The 18,112-nt window shown below is 47.3% G+C and carries 18 protein-coding genes; 9 read left to right on the top strand and 9 right to left on the bottom strand.

The genetic code is table 11. From position 1 onward, the window contains the following. The first annotated feature begins 5 nt into the window (after nt 1-5). Nucleotides 6-1,388, top strand: coding sequence for an oligosaccharide flippase family protein (locus tag ACQ4M5_RS16675; protein WP_430676770.1), 1,383 nt, complete (start codon nt 6-8; stop codon nt 1,386-1,388). 3 nt (nt 1,389-1,391) lie between these two features. Here ACQ4M5_RS16675 and ACQ4M5_RS16670 read toward each other — a convergent pair whose 3' ends face one another. Then, nucleotides 1,392-2,579, bottom strand: coding sequence for a glycosyltransferase family 4 protein (locus tag ACQ4M5_RS16670; RefSeq protein WP_430676769.1), 1,188 nt, complete (start codon nt 2,577-2,579; stop codon nt 1,392-1,394). A 348-nt stretch (nt 2,580-2,927) separates the two neighbouring features. Here ACQ4M5_RS16670 and ACQ4M5_RS16665 point away from each other — a divergent pair, with 348 nt between their 5' ends. Next, nucleotides 2,928-3,473 (top strand): late competence development ComFB family protein, encoded by a 546-nt coding sequence (locus tag ACQ4M5_RS16665; protein WP_068378871.1) that lies wholly within the window; start codon nt 2,928-2,930, stop codon nt 3,471-3,473. Between the two features lie 50 nt (nt 3,474-3,523). On the opposite strand, the gene ACQ4M5_RS16660 is transcribed toward ACQ4M5_RS16665, so the two are convergent. Next, entirely contained in the window at nt 3,524-4,366 is an 843-nt protein-coding gene (locus tag ACQ4M5_RS16660; protein WP_430676768.1) for a DUF72 domain-containing protein, read from the bottom strand. Between the two features lie 106 nt (nt 4,367-4,472). On the opposite strand from ACQ4M5_RS16660, the gene ACQ4M5_RS16655 reads away from it, so the two are divergent. The 3 genes from ACQ4M5_RS16655 (at nt 4,473) to ilvD (ending at nt 7,743) form a co-directional block, all read left to right on the top strand. Further along, nucleotides 4,473-5,354, top strand: a complete 882-nt coding sequence (locus ACQ4M5_RS16655; RefSeq protein ID WP_430676767.1) for a zinc metalloprotease HtpX — start codon at nt 4,473-4,475, stop codon at nt 5,352-5,354. A 50-nt stretch (nt 5,355-5,404) separates the two neighbouring features. Beyond that, complete coding sequence (locus tag ACQ4M5_RS16650) at nt 5,405-5,989, top strand: rhomboid family intramembrane serine protease (RefSeq protein ID WP_430676766.1); 585 nt, start codon at nt 5,405-5,407, stop codon at nt 5,987-5,989. 68 nt (nt 5,990-6,057) lie between these two features. Further along, nucleotides 6,058-7,743, top strand: a complete 1,686-nt coding sequence (ilvD, locus tag ACQ4M5_RS16645; RefSeq protein ID WP_430676765.1) for a dihydroxy-acid dehydratase — start codon at nt 6,058-6,060, stop codon at nt 7,741-7,743. A 294-nt stretch (nt 7,744-8,037) separates the two neighbouring features. On the opposite strand, the gene ACQ4M5_RS16640 is transcribed toward ilvD, so the two are convergent. Both ACQ4M5_RS16640 and ispE read right to left on the bottom strand, forming a co-directional pair. Continuing rightward, nucleotides 8,038-8,358: a DUF3082 domain-containing protein gene (locus tag ACQ4M5_RS16640; RefSeq protein ID WP_430676764.1), complete on the bottom strand. Its 321-nt coding sequence runs from the start codon at nt 8,356-8,358 to the stop codon at nt 8,038-8,040. A 9-nt stretch (nt 8,359-8,367) separates the two neighbouring features. After that, on the bottom strand, nt 8,368-9,309 hold the full coding sequence (ispE, locus tag ACQ4M5_RS16635; protein ID WP_430676763.1) for a 4-(cytidine 5'-diphospho)-2-C-methyl-D-erythritol kinase: 942 nt from the start codon (nt 9,307-9,309) through the stop codon (nt 8,368-8,370). 155 nt (nt 9,310-9,464) lie between these two features. On the opposite strand from ispE, the gene ACQ4M5_RS16630 reads away from it, so the two are divergent. Then, nucleotides 9,465-10,061, top strand: a complete 597-nt coding sequence (locus ACQ4M5_RS16630; RefSeq protein WP_430676762.1) for a hypothetical protein — start codon at nt 9,465-9,467, stop codon at nt 10,059-10,061. Here the strand turns inward: ACQ4M5_RS16630 and rsmA are convergent. Together rsmA and purM are read right to left on the bottom strand one after the other, a co-directional pair. Continuing rightward, nucleotides 10,030-10,866 (bottom strand): 16S rRNA (adenine(1518)-N(6)/adenine(1519)-N(6))-dimethyltransferase RsmA, encoded by an 837-nt coding sequence (rsmA, locus tag ACQ4M5_RS16625; protein ID WP_430676761.1) that lies wholly within the window; start codon nt 10,864-10,866, stop codon nt 10,030-10,032. The two genes, ACQ4M5_RS16630 and rsmA, sit on opposite strands and share 32 nt — an antisense overlap. Further along, on the bottom strand, nt 10,867-11,895 hold the full coding sequence (gene purM, locus ACQ4M5_RS16620; protein ID WP_430676760.1) for a phosphoribosylformylglycinamidine cyclo-ligase: 1,029 nt from the start codon (nt 11,893-11,895) through the stop codon (nt 10,867-10,869). Nucleotides 11,896-12,237: 342 nt separating this feature from the next. On the opposite strand from purM, the gene ACQ4M5_RS16615 reads away from it, so the two are divergent. Continuing rightward, nucleotides 12,238-13,296, top strand: a complete 1,059-nt coding sequence (locus ACQ4M5_RS16615; protein WP_430676759.1) for a septal ring lytic transglycosylase RlpA family protein — start codon at nt 12,238-12,240, stop codon at nt 13,294-13,296. Nucleotides 13,297-13,411: 115 nt separating this feature from the next. On the opposite strand, the gene ACQ4M5_RS16610 is transcribed toward ACQ4M5_RS16615, so the two are convergent. Both ACQ4M5_RS16610 and ACQ4M5_RS16605 read right to left on the bottom strand, forming a co-directional pair. Further along, entirely contained in the window at nt 13,412-14,596 is a 1,185-nt protein-coding gene (locus tag ACQ4M5_RS16610) for a class I SAM-dependent methyltransferase (protein WP_430676758.1), read from the bottom strand. A 210-nt stretch (nt 14,597-14,806) separates the two neighbouring features. Next, on the bottom strand, nt 14,807-15,019 hold the full coding sequence (locus tag ACQ4M5_RS16605; RefSeq protein ID WP_430676757.1) for a hypothetical protein: 213 nt from the start codon (nt 15,017-15,019) through the stop codon (nt 14,807-14,809). Nucleotides 15,020-15,336: 317 nt separating this feature from the next. Between ACQ4M5_RS16605 and ACQ4M5_RS16600 the strand changes: the two genes are divergently transcribed. After that, entirely contained in the window at nt 15,337-15,465 is a 129-nt protein-coding gene (locus ACQ4M5_RS16600) for a hypothetical protein (protein ID WP_430676756.1), read from the top strand. Nucleotides 15,466-15,727: 262 nt separating this feature from the next. Here the strand turns inward: ACQ4M5_RS16600 and ACQ4M5_RS16595 are convergent, their stop codons facing one another. Beyond that, entirely contained in the window at nt 15,728-16,912 is a 1,185-nt protein-coding gene (locus ACQ4M5_RS16595; protein ID WP_430676755.1) for a photosynthetic/respiratory NAD(P)H-quinone oxidoreductase subunit H, read from the bottom strand. Nucleotides 16,913-17,122: 210 nt separating this feature from the next. Here ACQ4M5_RS16595 and rsmH point away from each other — a divergent pair, with 210 nt between their 5' ends. Further along, nucleotides 17,123-17,989, top strand: coding sequence for a 16S rRNA (cytosine(1402)-N(4))-methyltransferase RsmH (rsmH, locus tag ACQ4M5_RS16590; protein ID WP_430676754.1), 867 nt, complete (start codon nt 17,123-17,125; stop codon nt 17,987-17,989). Nucleotides 17,990-18,112 lie beyond the last annotated feature (123 nt).

The raw sequence follows: 18,112 nt of genomic DNA, 5'->3' as shown, positions 1-18,112 counted from the left end.
AGAACATGACCAATTCGCTCAAACAGTTGGCAATCCGAGGTGCATTTTGGACGATCGCAGGGTTCGGTGGTAGACAACTGATCAGACTCGGTGGGAATCTCATCATGACGCGCTTGCTCCGTCCGGAGTTCTTTGGACTGATGGCGCTTGTCACGACGATCAAAATCGGAATTGAACTTTTCTCGGATTACGGCATCTCACAGAGCGTAGTGAATAATCGACGCGGGGATGACCCGGTTTTTCTCGATACGGCTTGGTCACTTAAAGTGATTCGCGGCTTTCAGATCTGGATCTTGAGTTTTGTATTGGCATATCCGATCGCGCAATTCTATCGCGGACAAGATCCTCAAGGAGAATTGCTCTATCTGTTGCCTGTCGTCGGATTTACGGCAGTGCTAGATGGTTTTAGCTCATCTGCACTATTGAGTTGGGAACGTCACCTCGAAGTTCGTAAATTAATGATCTATGACCTCGCTGTGACAGCCGCCTCTCTGGTGTGCTTTGTGTTGTTGTGCTGGTGGAGTCCAACGGTTTGGTCACTCGCGATCGGGAATGTGGTCAGCGGCGGAATTAATCTAGTGGCGAGTCATTTTGTAGATTCGCGATATCGGAATCGGTTTCGACTCGATCGGGAAGTTTTAAAGGATATTCACAACTTTGGGAAATGGGTCGCGGTCGCATCGGCAATTATGTTTATGGCGGATCAAGCCGATCGCTTTATTTTGGCGAAACTGTTGTCGTTCGAGAGATTAGGAGTTTATACAATCGCATACACACTGGCAAGTATTCCCCGCGATGTGATTCGAGAACTGAGTAGTAAAGTAATTTATCCAGCAATTTCCAAACAGCTAGATTTGCCTCGGTTGCAGTTGCGCGAGAAAATCGTCAAACAGCGCTGGCTCTTGTTGCTGGGTCTAGCGGTGTCTCTTGCAGCATTAACGACTTGTGGCGACTGGCTCATCATGCTGCTGTATCAAGGCAGAAATAAACACTGGGATCAATATCAACATGCAACTTGGATGATGCCCATTCTCTGTTCTGGTATCTGGTTTTCGGTGCTGTTTTACACGACTAGCCCTGCGCTGATGGCGATCAGTAAACCGATGTATTCGGCTCAGAGTAACTTTGTTCGATTTGCCATGATTAGTATCGGGATGCCGCTGGCGTTTGCTCAATTTGGGGAAGTAGGCGCGATCGTAGTGATTGCCTTGAGCGATTTTCCACTGTATTCTGTGAACCTCTACGGACTGAAGCAGGAAAAACTTTCTTGTACAACGCAGGATTTGTACTGTACGGCATTCTTTGTCGTGGTTCTGGTGCTATTTTTGCTAACTCGCTATTCTTTAGGGTTCGGTGTCCCGATTCATGTCCTGTTACAAGGCATTTGAATTCTACCAATCTACTTCTGCTCGTTCGTGTAGAACTCGTCCATAAACGGCTTCGGTTTGTTGTGCCAGTTTGAACCAGTCAAAGCGGCGAGAGAGATCTTCATAAGCGTTATTGACGAGCGATCGAGCAAAATCCGGACGCTTCAAAACTTCCAAAATTCCCCAAGCGACGGATTCCGGATTATTCACCCAAGTGACAATTCCAGTTCTGCCATGTCGCACGACTTCGGGAAATCCGCCTGCATCAGAAACCACGACTGGAACTCTTGCCGCAAAGCTTTCGAGTGCAACAATTCCAAACGGTTCATACAGGCTTGGAAAAACCGCACAATCTGCGATCGTTTGAAAGCGATCGAGATCTCGATCGGGCATAAATCCTGCAAAGAAACACCGATCCCAAATTCCTAACTCTCGTGCCTGCTGTTTGAGATGTTCGATATTTCCACCGCCGATCACCACGAATTTCACCTGCTGCTTCATCTCGTGGAGAATCGTTGGAGCTGCCTGAATCAAGACAGAAACCCCTTTTTCGTGCGTCATTCTGCCCACGTAGTACACGATCTTTTCATCATCCAGCGCAAACCGACGACGAAACTCCCAATAATCAAACTCTGGATCAAGCAGCTTTTTCTCGCGCCGAATCCCGTTATAAACCACATCAATTTTGTCCCACGGCGTATCTAGGGTTTGCTCCACTTCTCGTCGCATAAAGTTCGTACACACAATCACGCGCCAAGCTTCATGCGTTAGAACCCGCTCTTTGGCATGAATATACTGGTGAGTTGGATTGAAGATACCGCCGTGTCGCCCGTGTTCAGTTGCGTGAACTGTTGCCACCAGCGGTACTTTAAAGTGATGTTTCAGCGCGATCGCAGCATCTCCAACCAGCCAATCATGGGCGTGGATCACATCAAATCCATCTTCTTCCAGCATCAACTTGCCGCCATGCTGTCCCATGCTGTCATTCATCGCACAGACCCACTGGAAAAAATCTTCATGTTTGGGAACCGCAACGCGATGAACTTCTACCCCGTCCACCACTTCATAATGCGGAGTCTGCCCAAACTCCACCGTAATCAGGTGAATCTGATGCCCCAATCTGACCAACTCCGGGTAAAGCTCTCCGACGTGGCGAGCAATCCCGCCCACGATTCGAGGTGGAAATTCCCAAGTCAGCACCAAAATCTTCATCGCTCTCAATGCCCTTTTACCGTGCGGTATGTTTCACTGTACTCGGTTTGGGTCCTTTCGTTCACCCTGACCCAAAGTTGCCAAACTGAACGACTCAAAACAGAAATTTCATCTTAATTTGAAATCTATAGAATTAGATGCTACAAAACAAACTCCGTGTGATACAACATTGACGCGAATTGGTATCTGCCCCAAACTGTTACAAACAAAGGACAAACCGAACGTGCTCTATTTCTGTCCTGCATTAACAAAGGTTTAATCAAAGTGTTCTTGGACACGCAAACTAGGGCAAAATGATGTCGGGGTTATCTATAAACTATCTGCTGCGATGGAGTTGAAAGAGGCGATATGAGCATTGAAAAGATCGTTGATCAAGCCCTTCAAGATGGCTATTTGACACCAGCGATGGAAGCCGAAGTAGGGCGCATCTGCGATACTGCCTCGGAATTGTCGATCGAGGAATACATGGCGCTCGATCGATTGATGGGAGCGTTGCTCACGGGTGAAGTGGTGGCTGTTCCCCGGAAACAGTTCATCAATGTGATGGAAGAATTGGTTCTGACCGAAGCGATCGCACGAGTGGCGGAAATTGAAGCGACGAGCGATCGAACGTTAGATTTAGGGGATATTGCTGCGTATGCGCTCAACCGTTTACCGCCGCTGTATGCGACCACCGAGGAAGGCGCGAATTATCAGCGACAACACGCGAAAGAAGGTTTGCAGGGTGTAATTTCGCAACGAGTCGGAGAAGCGATCGCGAAGAACTTGGACAAGCCAGATTTCTTCCCAGAGCGGCAAATCATTGGGAAAAGCTCGAAGGACGAAATTCTTACTCAAGTCAGCAGTCTTCTACAGGCTTATGCACCAAGTTTCGAGCCAGAACCGCGCCGATAAAAAAGTTATAAAAGTTGCACTAATCGGGGGCATTGCGCCCCTTTTCTGTTTTAAAACAAACTCATCTGCGAGGTTGGCGGCTCAAACTGATTCCAAGGTAACGGAGGAACTGAAATCGAGGCTTGTTCGAGAAGTCGCTGAAAGTCACGAGCATTTTTAGGCGATCGCTCTTCGACGGGACAATGCACGAAAAAGTAAACTTCAGTCCCTTGCTGCAATGTTCGATCGACCCATTTCACCCATTCTTCTAAATACACTTGATTCATTTCTGGATGGCTAATGTACCGCACCAAGCTAAACGGTGCAGTGATATCCGGTTGTAATGGCACTCTCGGCTTTTTGCGTTCACTTTCCAATTGTGGATCGTCTTCACATTCGTAAATCGGACGAGTATCGAGTAAGACACGACCAATGTTCAATTCTTTTAAGAGTTCATTTAATTGTGTGCGATGCGGTTCTTTGAACCATTCCTGATGTCGGACTTCTAAGGCTAATTCTGCACCTTTCCAACCGCGCAAGAATGTTTCTAAATCTTTGAAATTTGCAGGACTGTATTTCGGGGGCAATTGTGCGAATACGACTCCTAATCGATCGTCTAATCGCTGCATTAATTCTAAAAATTTCAATGCACCGGAAATTGAAGCGGCAAGCTTTCCAGAGTGGGTTAATGTTTTCGGGAGTTTGGGACAGAATTTGAAACCGGATGGCGTTTCGGATTTCCAGCGATCGACCATTTTGCGATCGGGAATTGAATAAAACGTTGTATTGCCTTCGACACAAGTAAACCGCCGACTATACAAATTGAGAAAATCGCTCGGTTTACTTTTGGGCGGAAACAGATCCCCCACCCACGGTTTATACGCCCAAATTGCACAGCCCAACCGAAATGTCATCGTTAAAATTCATCCTCTAGAACAACAGGGATTCAATCACTTGATAGAGTTCAAGTGCGATCGACAATTCGATAATCAGAACGCACATTAAACGTAATTAATCGATATGTTTGGTGGAAATCAGATTAGAACAGCGGCACTGCTCGGACTCCTGAGCGGAATTTTTGTACTTGCCGGATACTATCTCGTTGGTAATGAACAAGGTCTTATTCTAGGGCTTATTTTTGCAGCATTCAGTAGTTTAGGCTCGTGGTACTACTCGGATCAGGTAGCACTCGCTTCGTATGCCGCACAACCGATCGAGCGATCGCAAGCTCCGGAATTATTCGACATGGTACAAAAACTCTGCGATCGAGCCGAAATTCCGATGCCGCGAGTTTTTCTGGTTCCGACCAAATCCCCGAATGCGTTTGCAACTGGACGCGATCCGGATCATGCTGCGGTTGCGGTGACTCAGGGAATTATCGAACTGCTATCACAGGAAGAATTAGAAGGCGTTTTGGCGCACGAATTAACGCACGTGAAGAATCGCGACACGTTAACGCAAGCAGTCGCAGGCACGATCGCAGGTGCAATTACGTTTCTCGGTCGAATCCTGACCTTTGGAGCGCTGTATGGTCCGGTCTATCGAGACAATCGGCGAGGTGGAAATCCGCTCGGTCTCTTGTTCCTGATTATTCTGGCTCCGTTATCTGCGGCATTGATTCAATTTGCGATTTCTCGGACTCGTGAATTTGCAGCCGACCAAGGATCAGCAGAAATTACCGGAAACCCCTTAGCGTTGGCGAGTGCGCTAGAGAAATTAGAATCGATCGGGCACGAGATTCCAATGAATGGCAACCCTGCGCTTTCCCCACTTTTAATCGTGAATCCGATTTCTACTCAGGGCTTGCAAACGTTATTTCGGACACATCCGCCAACCGAAGAACGGATTCGTCGATTGATGGAACTAGCTCAACAACCACAAACAGCCGCGATCGCATCCTAATCGCTGAGATCTCTGTGTTACAACAGGATTACCTTCAACAAAAACCAGTCATGAAGCGACGTGATCCTAACGATCCAAATGGCATCGGAGACGAAATCAAAGCCCACATTGCAATTCTCGGCACACTCGTTGGGATCATGTGGATCGTCGAAGTGGTCGATCTTGCCCTCGGTGGCAGACTAAATTATCTCGGAATCTATCCTCGCAATTTTGTTGGGTTGCGGGGTGTTTTCCTAGCACCGTTTCTCCATCGCGATTTTCGCCATCTCATCAGCAATACGATTCCATTCATTGTGATGGGCTGGTTCGTAATGCTGCGCGGCATTCCAGAATTCTTTAAAGTGACTGCACTTGTAACGGTTTTGAGCGGACTTGGTGTTTGGCTACTTGGCGCACAGGGATTGCATATTGGTGCAAGTGGCGTGGTTTTTGGCTATTTCGGGTTTTTATTATCGCGGGCTTATTTCGAGCGGAGTGCATTATCGATCGCAATGTCTCTCGCAGTCGGTTTACTTTACGGGGGAATCATTTGGGGCGTATTGCCGGGACAATTTGGCATCTCTTGGGAAGGACACTTATTTGGCTTTTTAGGCGGAATTTTTGCAGCCCGTCAGATTTCTAAACAGCGCTGGTGAATTCTGCGGATCGGAACAGAATCGCTCTAGAATAAACGATCTGTGATCCTCCGATCGAGAGAACTACCATGCCCGAAAATCTAAGAAGTCAAGCCATTACACAAGGCGTTCAGCGCTCTCCCAATCGCGCCATGTTACGTGCTGTCGGATTTAGCGATAACGATTTCACTAAACCCATTGTCGGTGTTGCCAGCGCTCACAGTACGATTACTCCCTGCAACATGGGAATTGCACCTTTAGCAACCGAAGCCGAAACCGGAATTCGAGCAGCAGGCGGAATGCCTCAGATCTTCGGCACGATTACGGTAAGCGACGGGATCTCGATGGGAACCGAGGGCATGAAGTATTCGCTCGTGTCGCGGGATGTGATTGCAGATTCGATCGAGACTGCCTGTAATGCTCAGAGTATGGACGGCGTTTTAGCGATCGGCGGTTGCGATAAGAATATGCCGGGAGCCATGATTGCAATGGCTCGGATGAATATTCCCGCAGTTTTCGTCTACGGTGGCACGATCAAACCGGGACATTTAGACGGACAAGATTTAACCGTTGTCAGTTCGTTTGAAGCGGTTGGACAATACAGCGCAGGTCGAATCGAAGAATCGATGCTGTATGCGGTGGAGCGAAGTGCTTGTCCGGGTGCGGGTTCCTGTGGCGGAATGTATACCGCAAATACAATGTCCTCTGCGTTTGAAGCGATGGGCATGAGTTTGATGTATTCCTCAACGATGTCCGCTGTTGATCCTGAAAAAGCAGAGAATACGGCACTTGCTGGAAAGGTTTTGGTCGAGGCGATTCGGAACCAGATTTTGCCGCGTGACATTATTACTCGGAAATCGATCGAGAATGCAATCTCGGTCATTATGGCGGTTGGTGGCTCGACCAATGCAGTATTGCACTTTTTAGCGATCGCACATTCTGCGGGTGTTCCTTTAACGATCGATGATTTTGAAGTGATTCGCGAACGAGTTCCGGTCTTGTGCGATCTCAAACCGTCGGGGCGTTATGTGGCAACAGATTTACACCGAGCAGGCGGAATTCCGCAGGTGATGAAAATGCTGTTGGCGCATGGATTGATTCACGGTGATTGCTTGACCGTTACCGGGGAAACGATCGAGGAACGGCTAAAAGATATTCCCGAAGAACCGAGAGCGGATCAAGATGTGATTCGTCCGTGGAGCAATCCAATGTACGCTACCGGACACTTGGCAATTCTCAAGGGCAATTTAGCAACTGAAGGATCAGTCGCGAAAATTACAGGCGTAAAGAATCCGAAGATTACGGGACCTGCACGAGTGTTTGAATCTGAGGAAGATTGTTTAACTGCAATCTTGGCAAATAAGATTAATGCAGGTGATGTCCTCGTGATTCGGTACGAAGGACCAAAAGGCGGTCCGGGAATGCGAGAAATGTTAGCTCCGACTTCTGCAATTATTGGTGCAGGTTTGGGAGATTCAGTTGGATTGATCACCGATGGGCGGTTCTCTGGTGGAACCTACGGCATGGTTGTGGGTCACGTCGCACCGGAAGCGTTTGTTGGAGGAACGATCGCGCTTGTGCAGGAAGGCGATGAAATTACGATCGATGCTCATGCCCGCTTGCTGCAATTGAATGTGCCGGAAGAGGAATTAGAAAAGCGTCGGGCTGCGTGGCAACCTCCTGCACCGAGATATACCAGAGGCGTTTTGGCGAAATATGCCAAATTGGTTTCTTCGAGTAGCTTGGGTGCAGTGACGGATCGAGGTTTGGATTGAGATAACGTCTGAGCGTCACTGCGATTAAGAGGGTGTTTGAAAAGTATAAAAAGCGGCTTTGCTGCGTTGCGAGTCCGCCCGGAAATGAATCTCCGGGCTAATAGAGGAAACCCCGCTGAAGCGGGCTGAGAGAGTAATGCGGAGTTCTTAGCCCAGTTTAGTGGGCTTCCCCTGATTAGCCCGGAGATTCATTTCCGGGCGGGTGAATGCGATGAACGATGACTTCTCAAACACCCTCTGACGGCATGGCGAATGGAATTCGCCACGGCAGACCAAAAACGAACTAACAAATGGTTATCGATCGCTTCCTGTTTCAGATTGATTTTCAGGTTTTTGAAAAATCAATTGAATGCCTAATCCAAATAATCCGAGTGTGGCAAGTCCAAAAATTCCTGTACCCATCGCACTCATCCCAACGACCAAAGTTCTAACCGCTGAAGAGATCCGATAAACGACCAAACTATCAGTTTGAATTGGTTTTGTTGCAAATGAAATCCCGATCGCGCTCGTCATATTGTAAAGTCCATAAGCCAAAACACCCGCTAAAATTGCACCAATAAAACAGCGCAATGGAGTTGGCTTTTGGTTTAGTTCAGGTTTAGAAGAATCTGACATATTTTCCTTTTAATGAGTTGCTAAATGTACGCCACACTGACTGAGTTTCGTTACCCAAAGATCGAGATCAGAGTCAGGAATAGTCGATCGCATTGCATTTTTAATTCCTTCAGCTTGCGATCGCGATTCCGTTAACGCAAACACGGTCGAGCCTGAACCAGACATCATCGTGCCAATTGGATTTAATCGTGCAAATTGATCGCGTAGCTGCTGAACTTTCTCGAATTCGGGTAGGACGACTTTTTCTAAATCGTTGTGCAGATGTTGACCGATTTGTTTGAAATCGTGATGTGCGATCGCATTCAAGATTTCTCTCGATCGAGCTTTTTTCGCTTCAGTTTCTTCTGATGTCTTCGGATAAGTTTCGCCAAAATTTTTCCGATAAGTTTGATACGCCCAAGGTGTTGAAACAGGCAAATCTCGATATTTCGCTAACACGACATAAAAGCTATCCAACCCGGTTAACGGTGCAAGTTTTTCGCCTCTTCCAGTTGCTAGCGCCGTTCCTCCTGAGATGCAAAATGGAATATCTGATCCAAGTTTTGCTCCCAAATCTTGCAGTTCTGATTGCGTTAAGCCCAAATTCCACATCAGATCAATTCCAACTAGAACCGCAGCCGCATTACTCGATCCGCCTGCCAATCCCGCACCCATTGGAATCCGTTTCTGCAAATCGATCTCGACTCCACCAAACTTTGCATAAGTTTCTGGAAATTCGCGCATCATCAGTTCTGCTGCTCGATACGCTAAATTCGTCTGATCCACTGGAACCGCAGAATTGTCACAGTGGACACGAATATCATCTACAGAGCGCGATCGCACTGTCACCCGATCAGCCAGTTCAATACTTTGCAGCACCATAACCAGTTCGTGGAATCCATCCGGACGATCGCCCACGATTTGCAGATAGAGATTGATCTTGGCAGGTGCAATTAGAGAATACGATCGCATAACTTAGCTGATTCAAAACCTATCTCATTATCAGGGACGGCTGAGATCATTTCACCTATTAATTTTTACGACATTTTTCACCGATTTCTCTCGATTCGAGTGAAGAAAGAAATAGCTGAAAACATCACCCTGCTTGATTCACAACGACAAGAGCAATGAAAAAACTTTTAGGCTTAATTAGTTTAGCGATCGTTGCGTTGATGGTTGCGGTAAAAACCGGATATGCACAAGATTTACCGCTGGTCGGACTGTTATTTGATGGTCGAAACGCGGGAGATTCCCGTCAGGCTCCGGTTTCTTTGGTTGGAATTCGCTTTGTCGGGGAGTGTCCGGGCGAATTGTCCCCTTCGACTAGAGCTAGATTTTTCTCGAAATCGACTCGTCCCGCACCGGAATTACGTGCAGTCGTTAGAAATACAACGTTTGGATTTTCGGGAGAGCAAAAACCATTTACCGATCGAGAATATTTCAACGGCGATGTTTCCGAAGGATTTGTGGTTCGATTTGGCGATCGACATGAGGGAAGATTCCTCGCAGTTCGACCGGGTGAAAATCAGTTTGAATACGAGATCAAACGAGGAAATCAATCGATCGAAACTGGAAAGTTTTCTGCAACCTTCGACAGTCAAACTGTTGAGCGAGATCGATCCGCGAGATTAGTTTGGAGAGAAACAAAATATTGCGTGAGATATGAAAAGAGACGTTGTGTGAAAGAACAAGTTAGAGGGTACTATGAGCGGACTTGTCACTAACAAACGCATTACTTAATTCGATCCATTCTCGAACGCTTAGATCTTCTGCTCTAGATTGTGGATTGATACTTAATTGCTCAAGTAAAGCGTTTAATTCTTCAATTTCAATCACGCTTTTCAAATTATTTCGCAGCATTTTCCGCCGACTGGAAAAGCCGAGTTTAACTAACATTTCTAATTTTCGAGGATCATTTGCTGGATTGTCGATCTCTCTGGGTTTCAATCGAATCACAGCAGAATCGACCTTTGGAGGTGGCGAAAATGCTTTCGCTGGAACATCACAAATAAATTCAGCATCGGCTAGATACTGAACTCTGATCGATAATGCGCCGTAGTGAGAAGAATTTGAATTTGCACAAATTCGTAGGGCAACTTCTCTTTGAAGCAACAATACGATCGAGTCAAATGGCTTCGGATTTGGATCAGCGATCGTACCCAATAATTTCTCTAAAATCGGTCCCGTGATGTTGTAAGGAATATTCGCAACAACTTTTCGAGGATTTTGAAATGCAGGAAATGGTTCTAACAATTCATCAATATTGATCGTAAGAAAATCACCTTGTAGTAATAGAAAAGCCTCGTTTTTTCCAAACTTCTGCACCAGAATTGGACACAAATCTCGATCGATTTCAACAGAAATAACCGCGCCAGCTTGTGTCAATAATTGCCGCGTTAAAATGCCCGTTCCGGGACCAATTTCGAGAATGCGATCGCTGTCTGTCAATTCCGCAGAACTGACAATTTTATTTAAAGCCTTTTCGCTTTTTAGCCAATGTTGACCAAACTGTTTTCTTGCTTTTGGCACTTATTCAGGCAATCCTAATAATTCACCAGATCCCGGCACAACTGTTCCAATTTGCGATGGCTTCAAGCCTTCAGACTGGAAAAACTCTAAAGTTCGATCGACCATTTCACTCGGAACAATCACCACAAATCCAATTCCCATATTAAAGGTATTGAACATATCATTGGGCGAGACTTTCCCCTCACTCGCTAACCAATGGAAAATCGGTAGAATTTCCCACGAGTTTGGATTAAGTTCGATCGTCTGATCCGCACCCAAACACCGAGGTAAATTCTCAGGCAATCCGCCCCCGGTAATGTGCGCCATTCCATGAATTTCAAGTCCAGCTTTCAACGCCGCTAGAATTGGTTTCACGTAAATTTGAGTCGGCGTGAGTAGAACTTCTCCCAACGTTGCGCCACCTAATCCACTAGGTCGATCGCTCCAGTCAAATCCCCGATCAATCACAATCTTCCGCACCAAACTAAAGCCATTACTGTGAACTCCGGAACTCGGAAGCGCGATCGCAACATCCCCGATCTTCACCTGCGATCCATTCAGAATCCGACTTTTCTCAGCAATTCCCACACAAAAACCCGCCAAATCATACTCATTCGGCTGATAAAATCCGGGCATTTCCGCAGTTTCGCCACCCAAAAGCGCACATCCAGCCGCCTCGCAGCCTTGAGCAATTCCTTCAACGACTCCTGCAAGCTGTTCCGATAGCAATTTTCCAGTAGCAACATAGTCAAGGAAAAACAGCGGTTCAGCCCCACAAGTCAGGACATCATTCACACACATCGCCACCAAATCGATTCCAACCGTGTTGTGAATGTCCAATTGATGTGCCAGTTTTAGCTTCGTCCCAACGCCATCTGTTCCTGAAACCAGGACAGGTTCTTGATACCCAGACGGCAACTGAAACAAACCGCTAAATCCACCTAACCCGCCTAAAACCTCAGAACGGTATGTACGCTTGACAGAATCGCGAATGCGATCGACAAACGCCCGTCCCGCCTCAACATCTACGCCCGCTTCCCGATAATCCATGCCAACCGATTTGATCTGCAAAACATCAGCATACCTCACAAAATGTATGAAGCTGCTGTAAAGTTCCGATGAAGTTAGAAAAGGTTTATTTCCTGCATTCTTTAGCAAAAGCACTTCACAGTAGGCATTTCAGCCCTTATCTAAATATAAAGTTAGTATGAAGTTTTATTTCAGACAGACACTACCCTGATCCCCTGGGTAAAAACTTCATGCTAGTCTGTTGCAGTTCTGAACTCAGGAGTGAACACGGAGCGAGTACGAGTTAGCACAGCTTAAGTTGTGTCAGTTGGCAGACCGCCACATCTCGGACTCAAAGTTTGAAGTGAATCTCACAAAGGATGTATGAACCAGAAATTGATTAGCGGTTTGACTGCCGCGCTACTGGCAACCAGTACGATCGGAGTCGCTTCTGTCCTCGCAGAATCTACTCCGGCAGCCAACCAAGGATCTACGGAGTCTGAGACTCCCCGACCGTCTTCCCCTCAGTCGCGCGATGTGGTGAAGCTCGGTGAACAACAGAATACGCAAGCTGAAGACTCCATCGCGACAATCCATTCGCACGAAGTCAACGGGCGCAAAGCCGCCACCCTCTATGTCCGCAATATTCCAGTCCTTACCTTTGTCGGTCAGTCCCGCAATTCAGCCTCCGAAGTGAAAGTCGGAGAAGTGCAGGCTACCCCCACCTCTACCCAAGCCGCGAAGCTCAAGTACGGTGCCACTACCCCGGTTCAATCTAGCACCCAGCCGCGCCAGAATTCTTCCAATCCATCCCAAGACCCGATCGCTAGAGCAACCGCGATCGCAGCCCGCCTAAACCAACTCGAACGTGATGGAGTCGATGCCAGCAAAATCACGGTTCGATGGAACGAAACCAAGTCCGGCGATCAGTTCGTGATCGAGGCAAACAAGAAAACGATCGTTGCGGTCGATCCTCAGACGATGCTTCCTGATACGACTCGCAACCCAGAACAAGACGCGCTCCAAGTCGCGAATCGTCTCCGCCGTTTACTCGGCAATGCTGAACCTTTACGCGCTGTTGCCAACCGTCCAAGACGTGCGCCTCAAGAGGTTGCACTCGGTCCCGTCCGATTCCGTGTGACAGGCATGGCATCGTGGTACGGTCCCGGTTTCCACGGCAACATGAGCGCGAGTGGTGAACGGTTCAACCAAAATGCGCTGACTGCGGCTCATAGAACACTCCCGTTCGGCACAGTTGTACAAGTGACTAATCTCGATAACGGTCGCACAGTCTCGGTACGAATCAACGATCGAGGACCTTTCTCCGGAGGTCGCGTGATTGATTTGTCCGCAGGTGCGGCTCGTGTTCTCGGCTTGATTGATAGCGGCGTTGCTCCCGTTCGCTTGGAAATCAGAGATTCGAGACGGGTTGCAGGCAACTAGCAACAGACTTGATGCAGCGATCGTTGAATTGTTCACTCCTTTTTTTTAATGCGATCGAGGTTTTTCGCTTCGGGGATGACTGTGGAAAGCCACCAAACCGAAGCGAATCCTACAATCAAAGCTGCATCAATCCTTTTAACTGACTGTCTTGACTCAAATTCTTGCTTTGAATCAGAACACCAAAGCCACCCAGCCCCATAGGATTCATCAACTGATGTAGTGCGTCGCGGCGTTGCAGTCGGTTTTGTAAATCCTGGGTGCTGGTGGTTTCCGTTTGGGTAATTTGCGCTAATCGATCGCCCAATCCCAACGCCATCAAAAATAATCCTTGCTGCGTAAAGCCTTCGGTTCTCAATCCCGATCGCTCTCCCGCAAGTTGCAGCGCTGTGAAATCCACGTGAGCGGTAATGTCCTGCTCTCCCACATATATATATGGATCGTTATGATGACTGTGCTGGTAATAGCACTGTAAAGTCCCTTGCGATCGCATCGGATTGTAGTACCGATTTGCTAGATAGCCATAGTCAATCGTTAAAACAAATCCACGATCGAGCTTTTTCGTGATCGTTTCAACCCAATCCAACGCTGCTAAATTCACCTCAGTTCGATACCTATCGGCATAGCTCAAGATATCAATGCCAACGAACTTAAAGTAATCAGCTAATCGCTCAGTCGAAAGTTCGCCAACCGTTTCGGCAAATCGATTCTCTTCAAGATGAACATAGATTTCCTTGAGAGTACGATCGCGAACTTCAACCAAATGGACCGGAAACGCATCGATTAATTCATTCGAGAAGACGCAACCTGTGATCGAATCGTCAGGAATTTCCTCGACAGTTTTCCATTCGATCCGCACTCCTGCCTCTGTCCAACGTCGCAATCGATGACGCTGCTCCACCACATGCGCGGCAGCCTTCTCACTAATCACGTAAGTAAGGCAGTGAAAACAATCGGGATATTTACGATCGAGATACCGCAACACGTCCGCCGCGAGCAATCCCTGTCCCGCACCCAATTCCACCACCATAAACGGATTAGGCTGACCGAGAATTTGCCACATCTCCGCCAACTGTTCCGCAACCAACTCGCCAAAGTCAAACGACAAATGGGGCGAGGTGAAAAAATCTCCCTGCGCCCCAATTTTTTCTCGTGGTCTAGCGTAGTAGCCCAATTGCGGACAGTACAACGCCAAATCCATAAATTCTGCAAACGGAATCCGCTCTACTTCACGAATTCGCTGTGATATGAAATTGTAAAGTGGACTCGAATCATCCACAAACTGATTCTCTTGAGCAAACATCACCTGAACACTAGAAACGATCGCTTCTAATCTATTGCATTTTTCAGTCAGTCAGAGTAGAGTATCTGTACTAAACTGAGAAAGCTGGAGAGAATAATCGAAACAGAGCCATTTCATCGACGAGATATCTAGCGTTTCGTCTAGTGTCCAGGAACTCAGAGCTTGCATAAACTAGAATCACACCACATTCCGCCTCACTAATCTAATTCACTAGACTAATGCTGCTTCACCTGTGGCAGATGGAGTCGGAACTGGAGGTGCATCAAACGCGACGATAAACTTCGCATTTGGGCGGGTCTGAGTCAACACTTTCAGATAAGAATCTGCATCGTTACGACGGCGGAACCGAATGACGACTTGGCGTTGCAGGTCAGGGGTGATTTGATAAACGACCCAGGGAGTTAGCTGCTCTTGGTACTTCATAATTCAACCGTAGAGGATAGTGGAGTTACAGAAAATGGAAAAGCACTCAAACCGTTTTTGAGGTGAAACGCTACATCTAGGGGTTTCGTTTCAGTTCACATACTATTGATAGCGTCTAACTTAGAAAAAGTCAATCTTTTCCTGCAAGAGTGAATGTTCGTGCATTCACTCAGTGTTTTTGCTGAAATGGCACTCCAGAGGCGCAAGCAGTCAAAAACCGGCTCACGCTCACTGATCCCCAGTCGGAAAACATCCTACTTTAGTCGGATTGTCAGCCACCGCCACAGAAGCTTAGATTGTTAAATCAAACACCATCAATGAATAGAACCGCCTCAAAAATTCCAGTCTTTGGAATCACCGCTGATCTCGATCGTCCAAAAATTCACATCTGGATGCTCTCATCGCCTAATACAAGCCGAGTCGCACAACAGCAGGAATATTTGTGAGCAGACAATAATAGAGATCGCGCTGATGTTTTATCGCTCAGTTCTTTGCTTTGGGTCGAAACTGAACGGTTATCTACTCTGCGACGACACAGAGCGAATTAAAAAGAGTTTATTGAATGCTTAAAATTGACTGAGATTCATACTAACGCAAAACGGAGCGATCGCACGTCATTATAGGGTGATTTATCGAACCTGTTACACCCCGCAATAAAACGGGCAGGTTCGTTACACCTGCCCGACTACGATGAGTTGTGGGAAAAATTTAGCGATCGACTGATCCCATAATGATGTCGATACTACCGAGAATGGTGACAATATCTGCCACCTTCATACCCTTGACTAAGTAGGGAAGAATCTGGACGTTGTTGAAGTCTGCTGCCCGCACTTTGAACCGCCACGGGAAGACAGTATCATCGCCAATGATGTACACACCGAGTTCGCCTTTTCCGCTTTCTAGACGCACATAATGTTCACCCTTCGGAATTTTGAACGTCGGTGCAAGCTTCTTGCCTAGAAACTGATACTCAGAACCATTCCATTCGGATTTCGGTCCTTCTGCCATCCGTTTCGCTTCCAAGTTCTCGAACGGACCGCCCGGAAGTGCTTTCAGTGCTTGTCGGATGATCTTGACGGATTCGCGCATTTCCCGGATTCGCACAATATACCGCGCGTAGCAGTCTCCCGCTGTTTCCCAGTGCACGTCCCAATCAAAATCGTCGTAGCTTTCATAGTGGTCAACTTTCCGTAAGTCCCACTTTACGCCAGAAGCTCGAAGCATCGGACCAGACAAGCTCCAGTTAATTGCGTCTTCACGAGTAATCACCCCAACGCCATCGACACGACGACGGAAGATCGGGTTTTCGGTGATCAAGCGCTCATATTCATCAACTTTCGGCATGAAGTAGTCACAGAAGTCGGCGCACTTGTCTACCCAGCCATACGGCACATCTGCTGCCAGACCGCCAATACGGAAATAGTTGTGGTTAATCATGCGGTAGCCAGCGACCGCTTCCCACAGGTCATAGATTAATTCACGTTCGCGAAAGATGTAGAAGAACGGAGTTTGTGCGCCGACATCCGCCATGAACGGACCAAGCCACAGGAGGTGATTGGCGATGCGGTTAAGTTCCAGCATGATCACGCGCAGGTAGCTTGCACGTTTGGGAACATCAATTCCAGCTAGTTTTTCGACCGCATTAACGACGATCGCTTCGTTGAACATTCCCGCTGCGTAGTCCCAGCGGCTAACATAAGGCACGAACATAATTGTTGTGCGGTTTTCGGCGATTTTCTCCATGCCTCGGTGGAGATAGCCAATTACAGGTTCACAATCGACCACGTTCTCGCCGTCGAGCGTGACGATTAGACGCATCACCCCGTGCATCGAGGGGTGGTGCGGACCCATGTTGAGGACCATGGGTTCTGTCTTGGTTTCGATCATTGCCATCTGTGTTCTGCCTCTCGATTCACGGTTCAGGGCAAGCTTGGTGAAATAAGGCTTTGTAGGCACTTGTTACACTTATTTAATTATAGAGAATCATGCCGAATTCCGTGGTTTGCAATCAATTGAGCCACGATTCAATTTACACTTAGAGCCGAATAGAATGAAGTCAATGGTGTTACAAGGGAAAAGTTTTACAGTGAGATCGCGATCGCTATGAGTTCTGAGTTTTTCCACGTTCCTGTGCTGAGTCGCGAAGTGATCAACGGATTGGCGATTTACAGTGGAGGAGAGTACCTAGATGCGACTGTTGGCGGGGGTGGACATGGTGCGCTGATTTTGGCAGCGGCTTCAGATGTGAAACTAACCGCGATCGACCAAGATGAATTTGCGCTCTCAGCCGCACGAGAGAAATTAGGCGATCGAGTAATATTTCACCATACGAATTTTGCAGAATTCAACCCAGGAGAAAGTAAATTCGACGGAATTTTGGCGGATTTGGGAGTGAGTTCGGCTCAGTTTGATATTGCCGATCGAGGTTTCAGTTTCCGACATGAAGCCGCGCTAGATATGCGGATGGATCAGCGGCAGGAATTAACCGCAGCCGAAATCATTAATCATTGGGAAGAGTCGAAGTTAGCCGATATCTTTTATACCTACGGAGAAGAGCGGCTTTCGAGACGGATTGCGAGACGGATTGTAGAGCGGCGACCGTTTAAGACTACGACAGAATTAGCGGATGCGATCGCAGCATCAGTTCCAAAACAGTATCGCTATGGTCGAATTCATCCAGCAACTCGCACGTTTCAGGGGTTGAGAATTGCCGTGAATCGAGAACTTGAAGTTTTAGAAACGTTAATGCAAAAAGCACCGACTTGGTTAAAACCTGGAGGAAGACTCGCAATCATTAGTTTCCACAGTTTAGAAGATCGGATTGTGAAACATCGAATGAAAGAATCTGAGAGTTTGACCGCGATTACGAAGAAGCCAATCATTGCTCAGGAAGATGAGATTCGAGAAAATGTGAGATCTCGATCGGCGAAATTACGAATTGCAGAACGGAAAGCTGTGGAATCAAATTAGGGCTTGCTGAGGAAGTCTAAGAAGCTTTCTAGGACTGAATTTCAGCGGGATAAATTGCTGATAAAATGCAAGATAAAGCACTATAAACCGTGCAAAAACCTTGCATCTGATTTTACTATGTAC

Source organism: Leptolyngbya sp. AN10, assembly GCF_050565645.1.
Classification (GTDB): Bacteria; Cyanobacteriota; Cyanobacteriia; order Leptolyngbyales; family Leptolyngbyaceae; genus Leptolyngbya.
This window is presented reverse-complemented; position numbering and strand designations above follow the sequence as displayed.

Bases quoted from the DNA above. Each gene is read 5' to 3' on its own strand.
- ACQ4M5_RS16640 (WP_430676764.1), bottom strand. From the start codon at position 8,358: ATGTCAGATTCTTCTAAACCTGAACTAAACCAAAAGCCAACTCCATTG.
- ACQ4M5_RS16605 (WP_430676757.1), bottom strand. From the start codon at position 15,019: ATGAAGTACCAAGAGCAGCTAACTCCCTGGGTCGTTTATCAAATCACC.
- ACQ4M5_RS16655 (WP_430676767.1), top strand. From the start codon at position 4,473: ATGTTTGGTGGAAATCAGATTAGAACAGCGGCACTGCTCGGACTCCTG.
- ispE (WP_430676763.1), bottom strand. From the start codon at position 9,309: ATGCGATCGTATTCTCTAATTGCACCTGCCAAGATCAATCTCTATCTG.
- purM (WP_430676760.1), bottom strand. From the start codon at position 11,895: ATGGATTATCGGGAAGCGGGCGTAGATGTTGAGGCGGGACGGGCGTTT.
- ACQ4M5_RS16600 (WP_430676756.1), top strand. From the start codon at position 15,337: ATGAATAGAACCGCCTCAAAAATTCCAGTCTTTGGAATCACCGCTGAT.
- ACQ4M5_RS16675 (WP_430676770.1), top strand. From the start codon at position 6: ATGACCAATTCGCTCAAACAGTTGGCAATCCGAGGTGCATTTTGGACG.
- ACQ4M5_RS16665 (WP_068378871.1), top strand. From the start codon at position 2,928: ATGAGCATTGAAAAGATCGTTGATCAAGCCCTTCAAGATGGCTATTTG.
- ACQ4M5_RS16650 (WP_430676766.1), top strand. From the start codon at position 5,405: ATGAAGCGACGTGATCCTAACGATCCAAATGGCATCGGAGACGAAATC.
- ACQ4M5_RS16630 (WP_430676762.1), top strand. From the start codon at position 9,465: ATGAAAAAACTTTTAGGCTTAATTAGTTTAGCGATCGTTGCGTTGATG.
- rsmH (WP_430676754.1), top strand. From the start codon at position 17,123: ATGAGTTCTGAGTTTTTCCACGTTCCTGTGCTGAGTCGCGAAGTGATC.
- ACQ4M5_RS16670 (WP_430676769.1), bottom strand. From the start codon at position 2,579: ATGAAGATTTTGGTGCTGACTTGGGAATTTCCACCTCGAATCGTGGGC.
- ACQ4M5_RS16610 (WP_430676758.1), bottom strand. From the start codon at position 14,596: ATGTTTGCTCAAGAGAATCAGTTTGTGGATGATTCGAGTCCACTTTAC.
- ilvD (WP_430676765.1), top strand. From the start codon at position 6,058: ATGCCCGAAAATCTAAGAAGTCAAGCCATTACACAAGGCGTTCAGCGC.
- ACQ4M5_RS16615 (WP_430676759.1), top strand. From the start codon at position 12,238: ATGAACCAGAAATTGATTAGCGGTTTGACTGCCGCGCTACTGGCAACC.
- ACQ4M5_RS16660 (WP_430676768.1), bottom strand. From the start codon at position 4,366: ATGACATTTCGGTTGGGCTGTGCAATTTGGGCGTATAAACCGTGGGTG.
- ACQ4M5_RS16595 (WP_430676755.1), bottom strand. From the start codon at position 16,912: ATGGCAATGATCGAAACCAAGACAGAACCCATGGTCCTCAACATGGGT.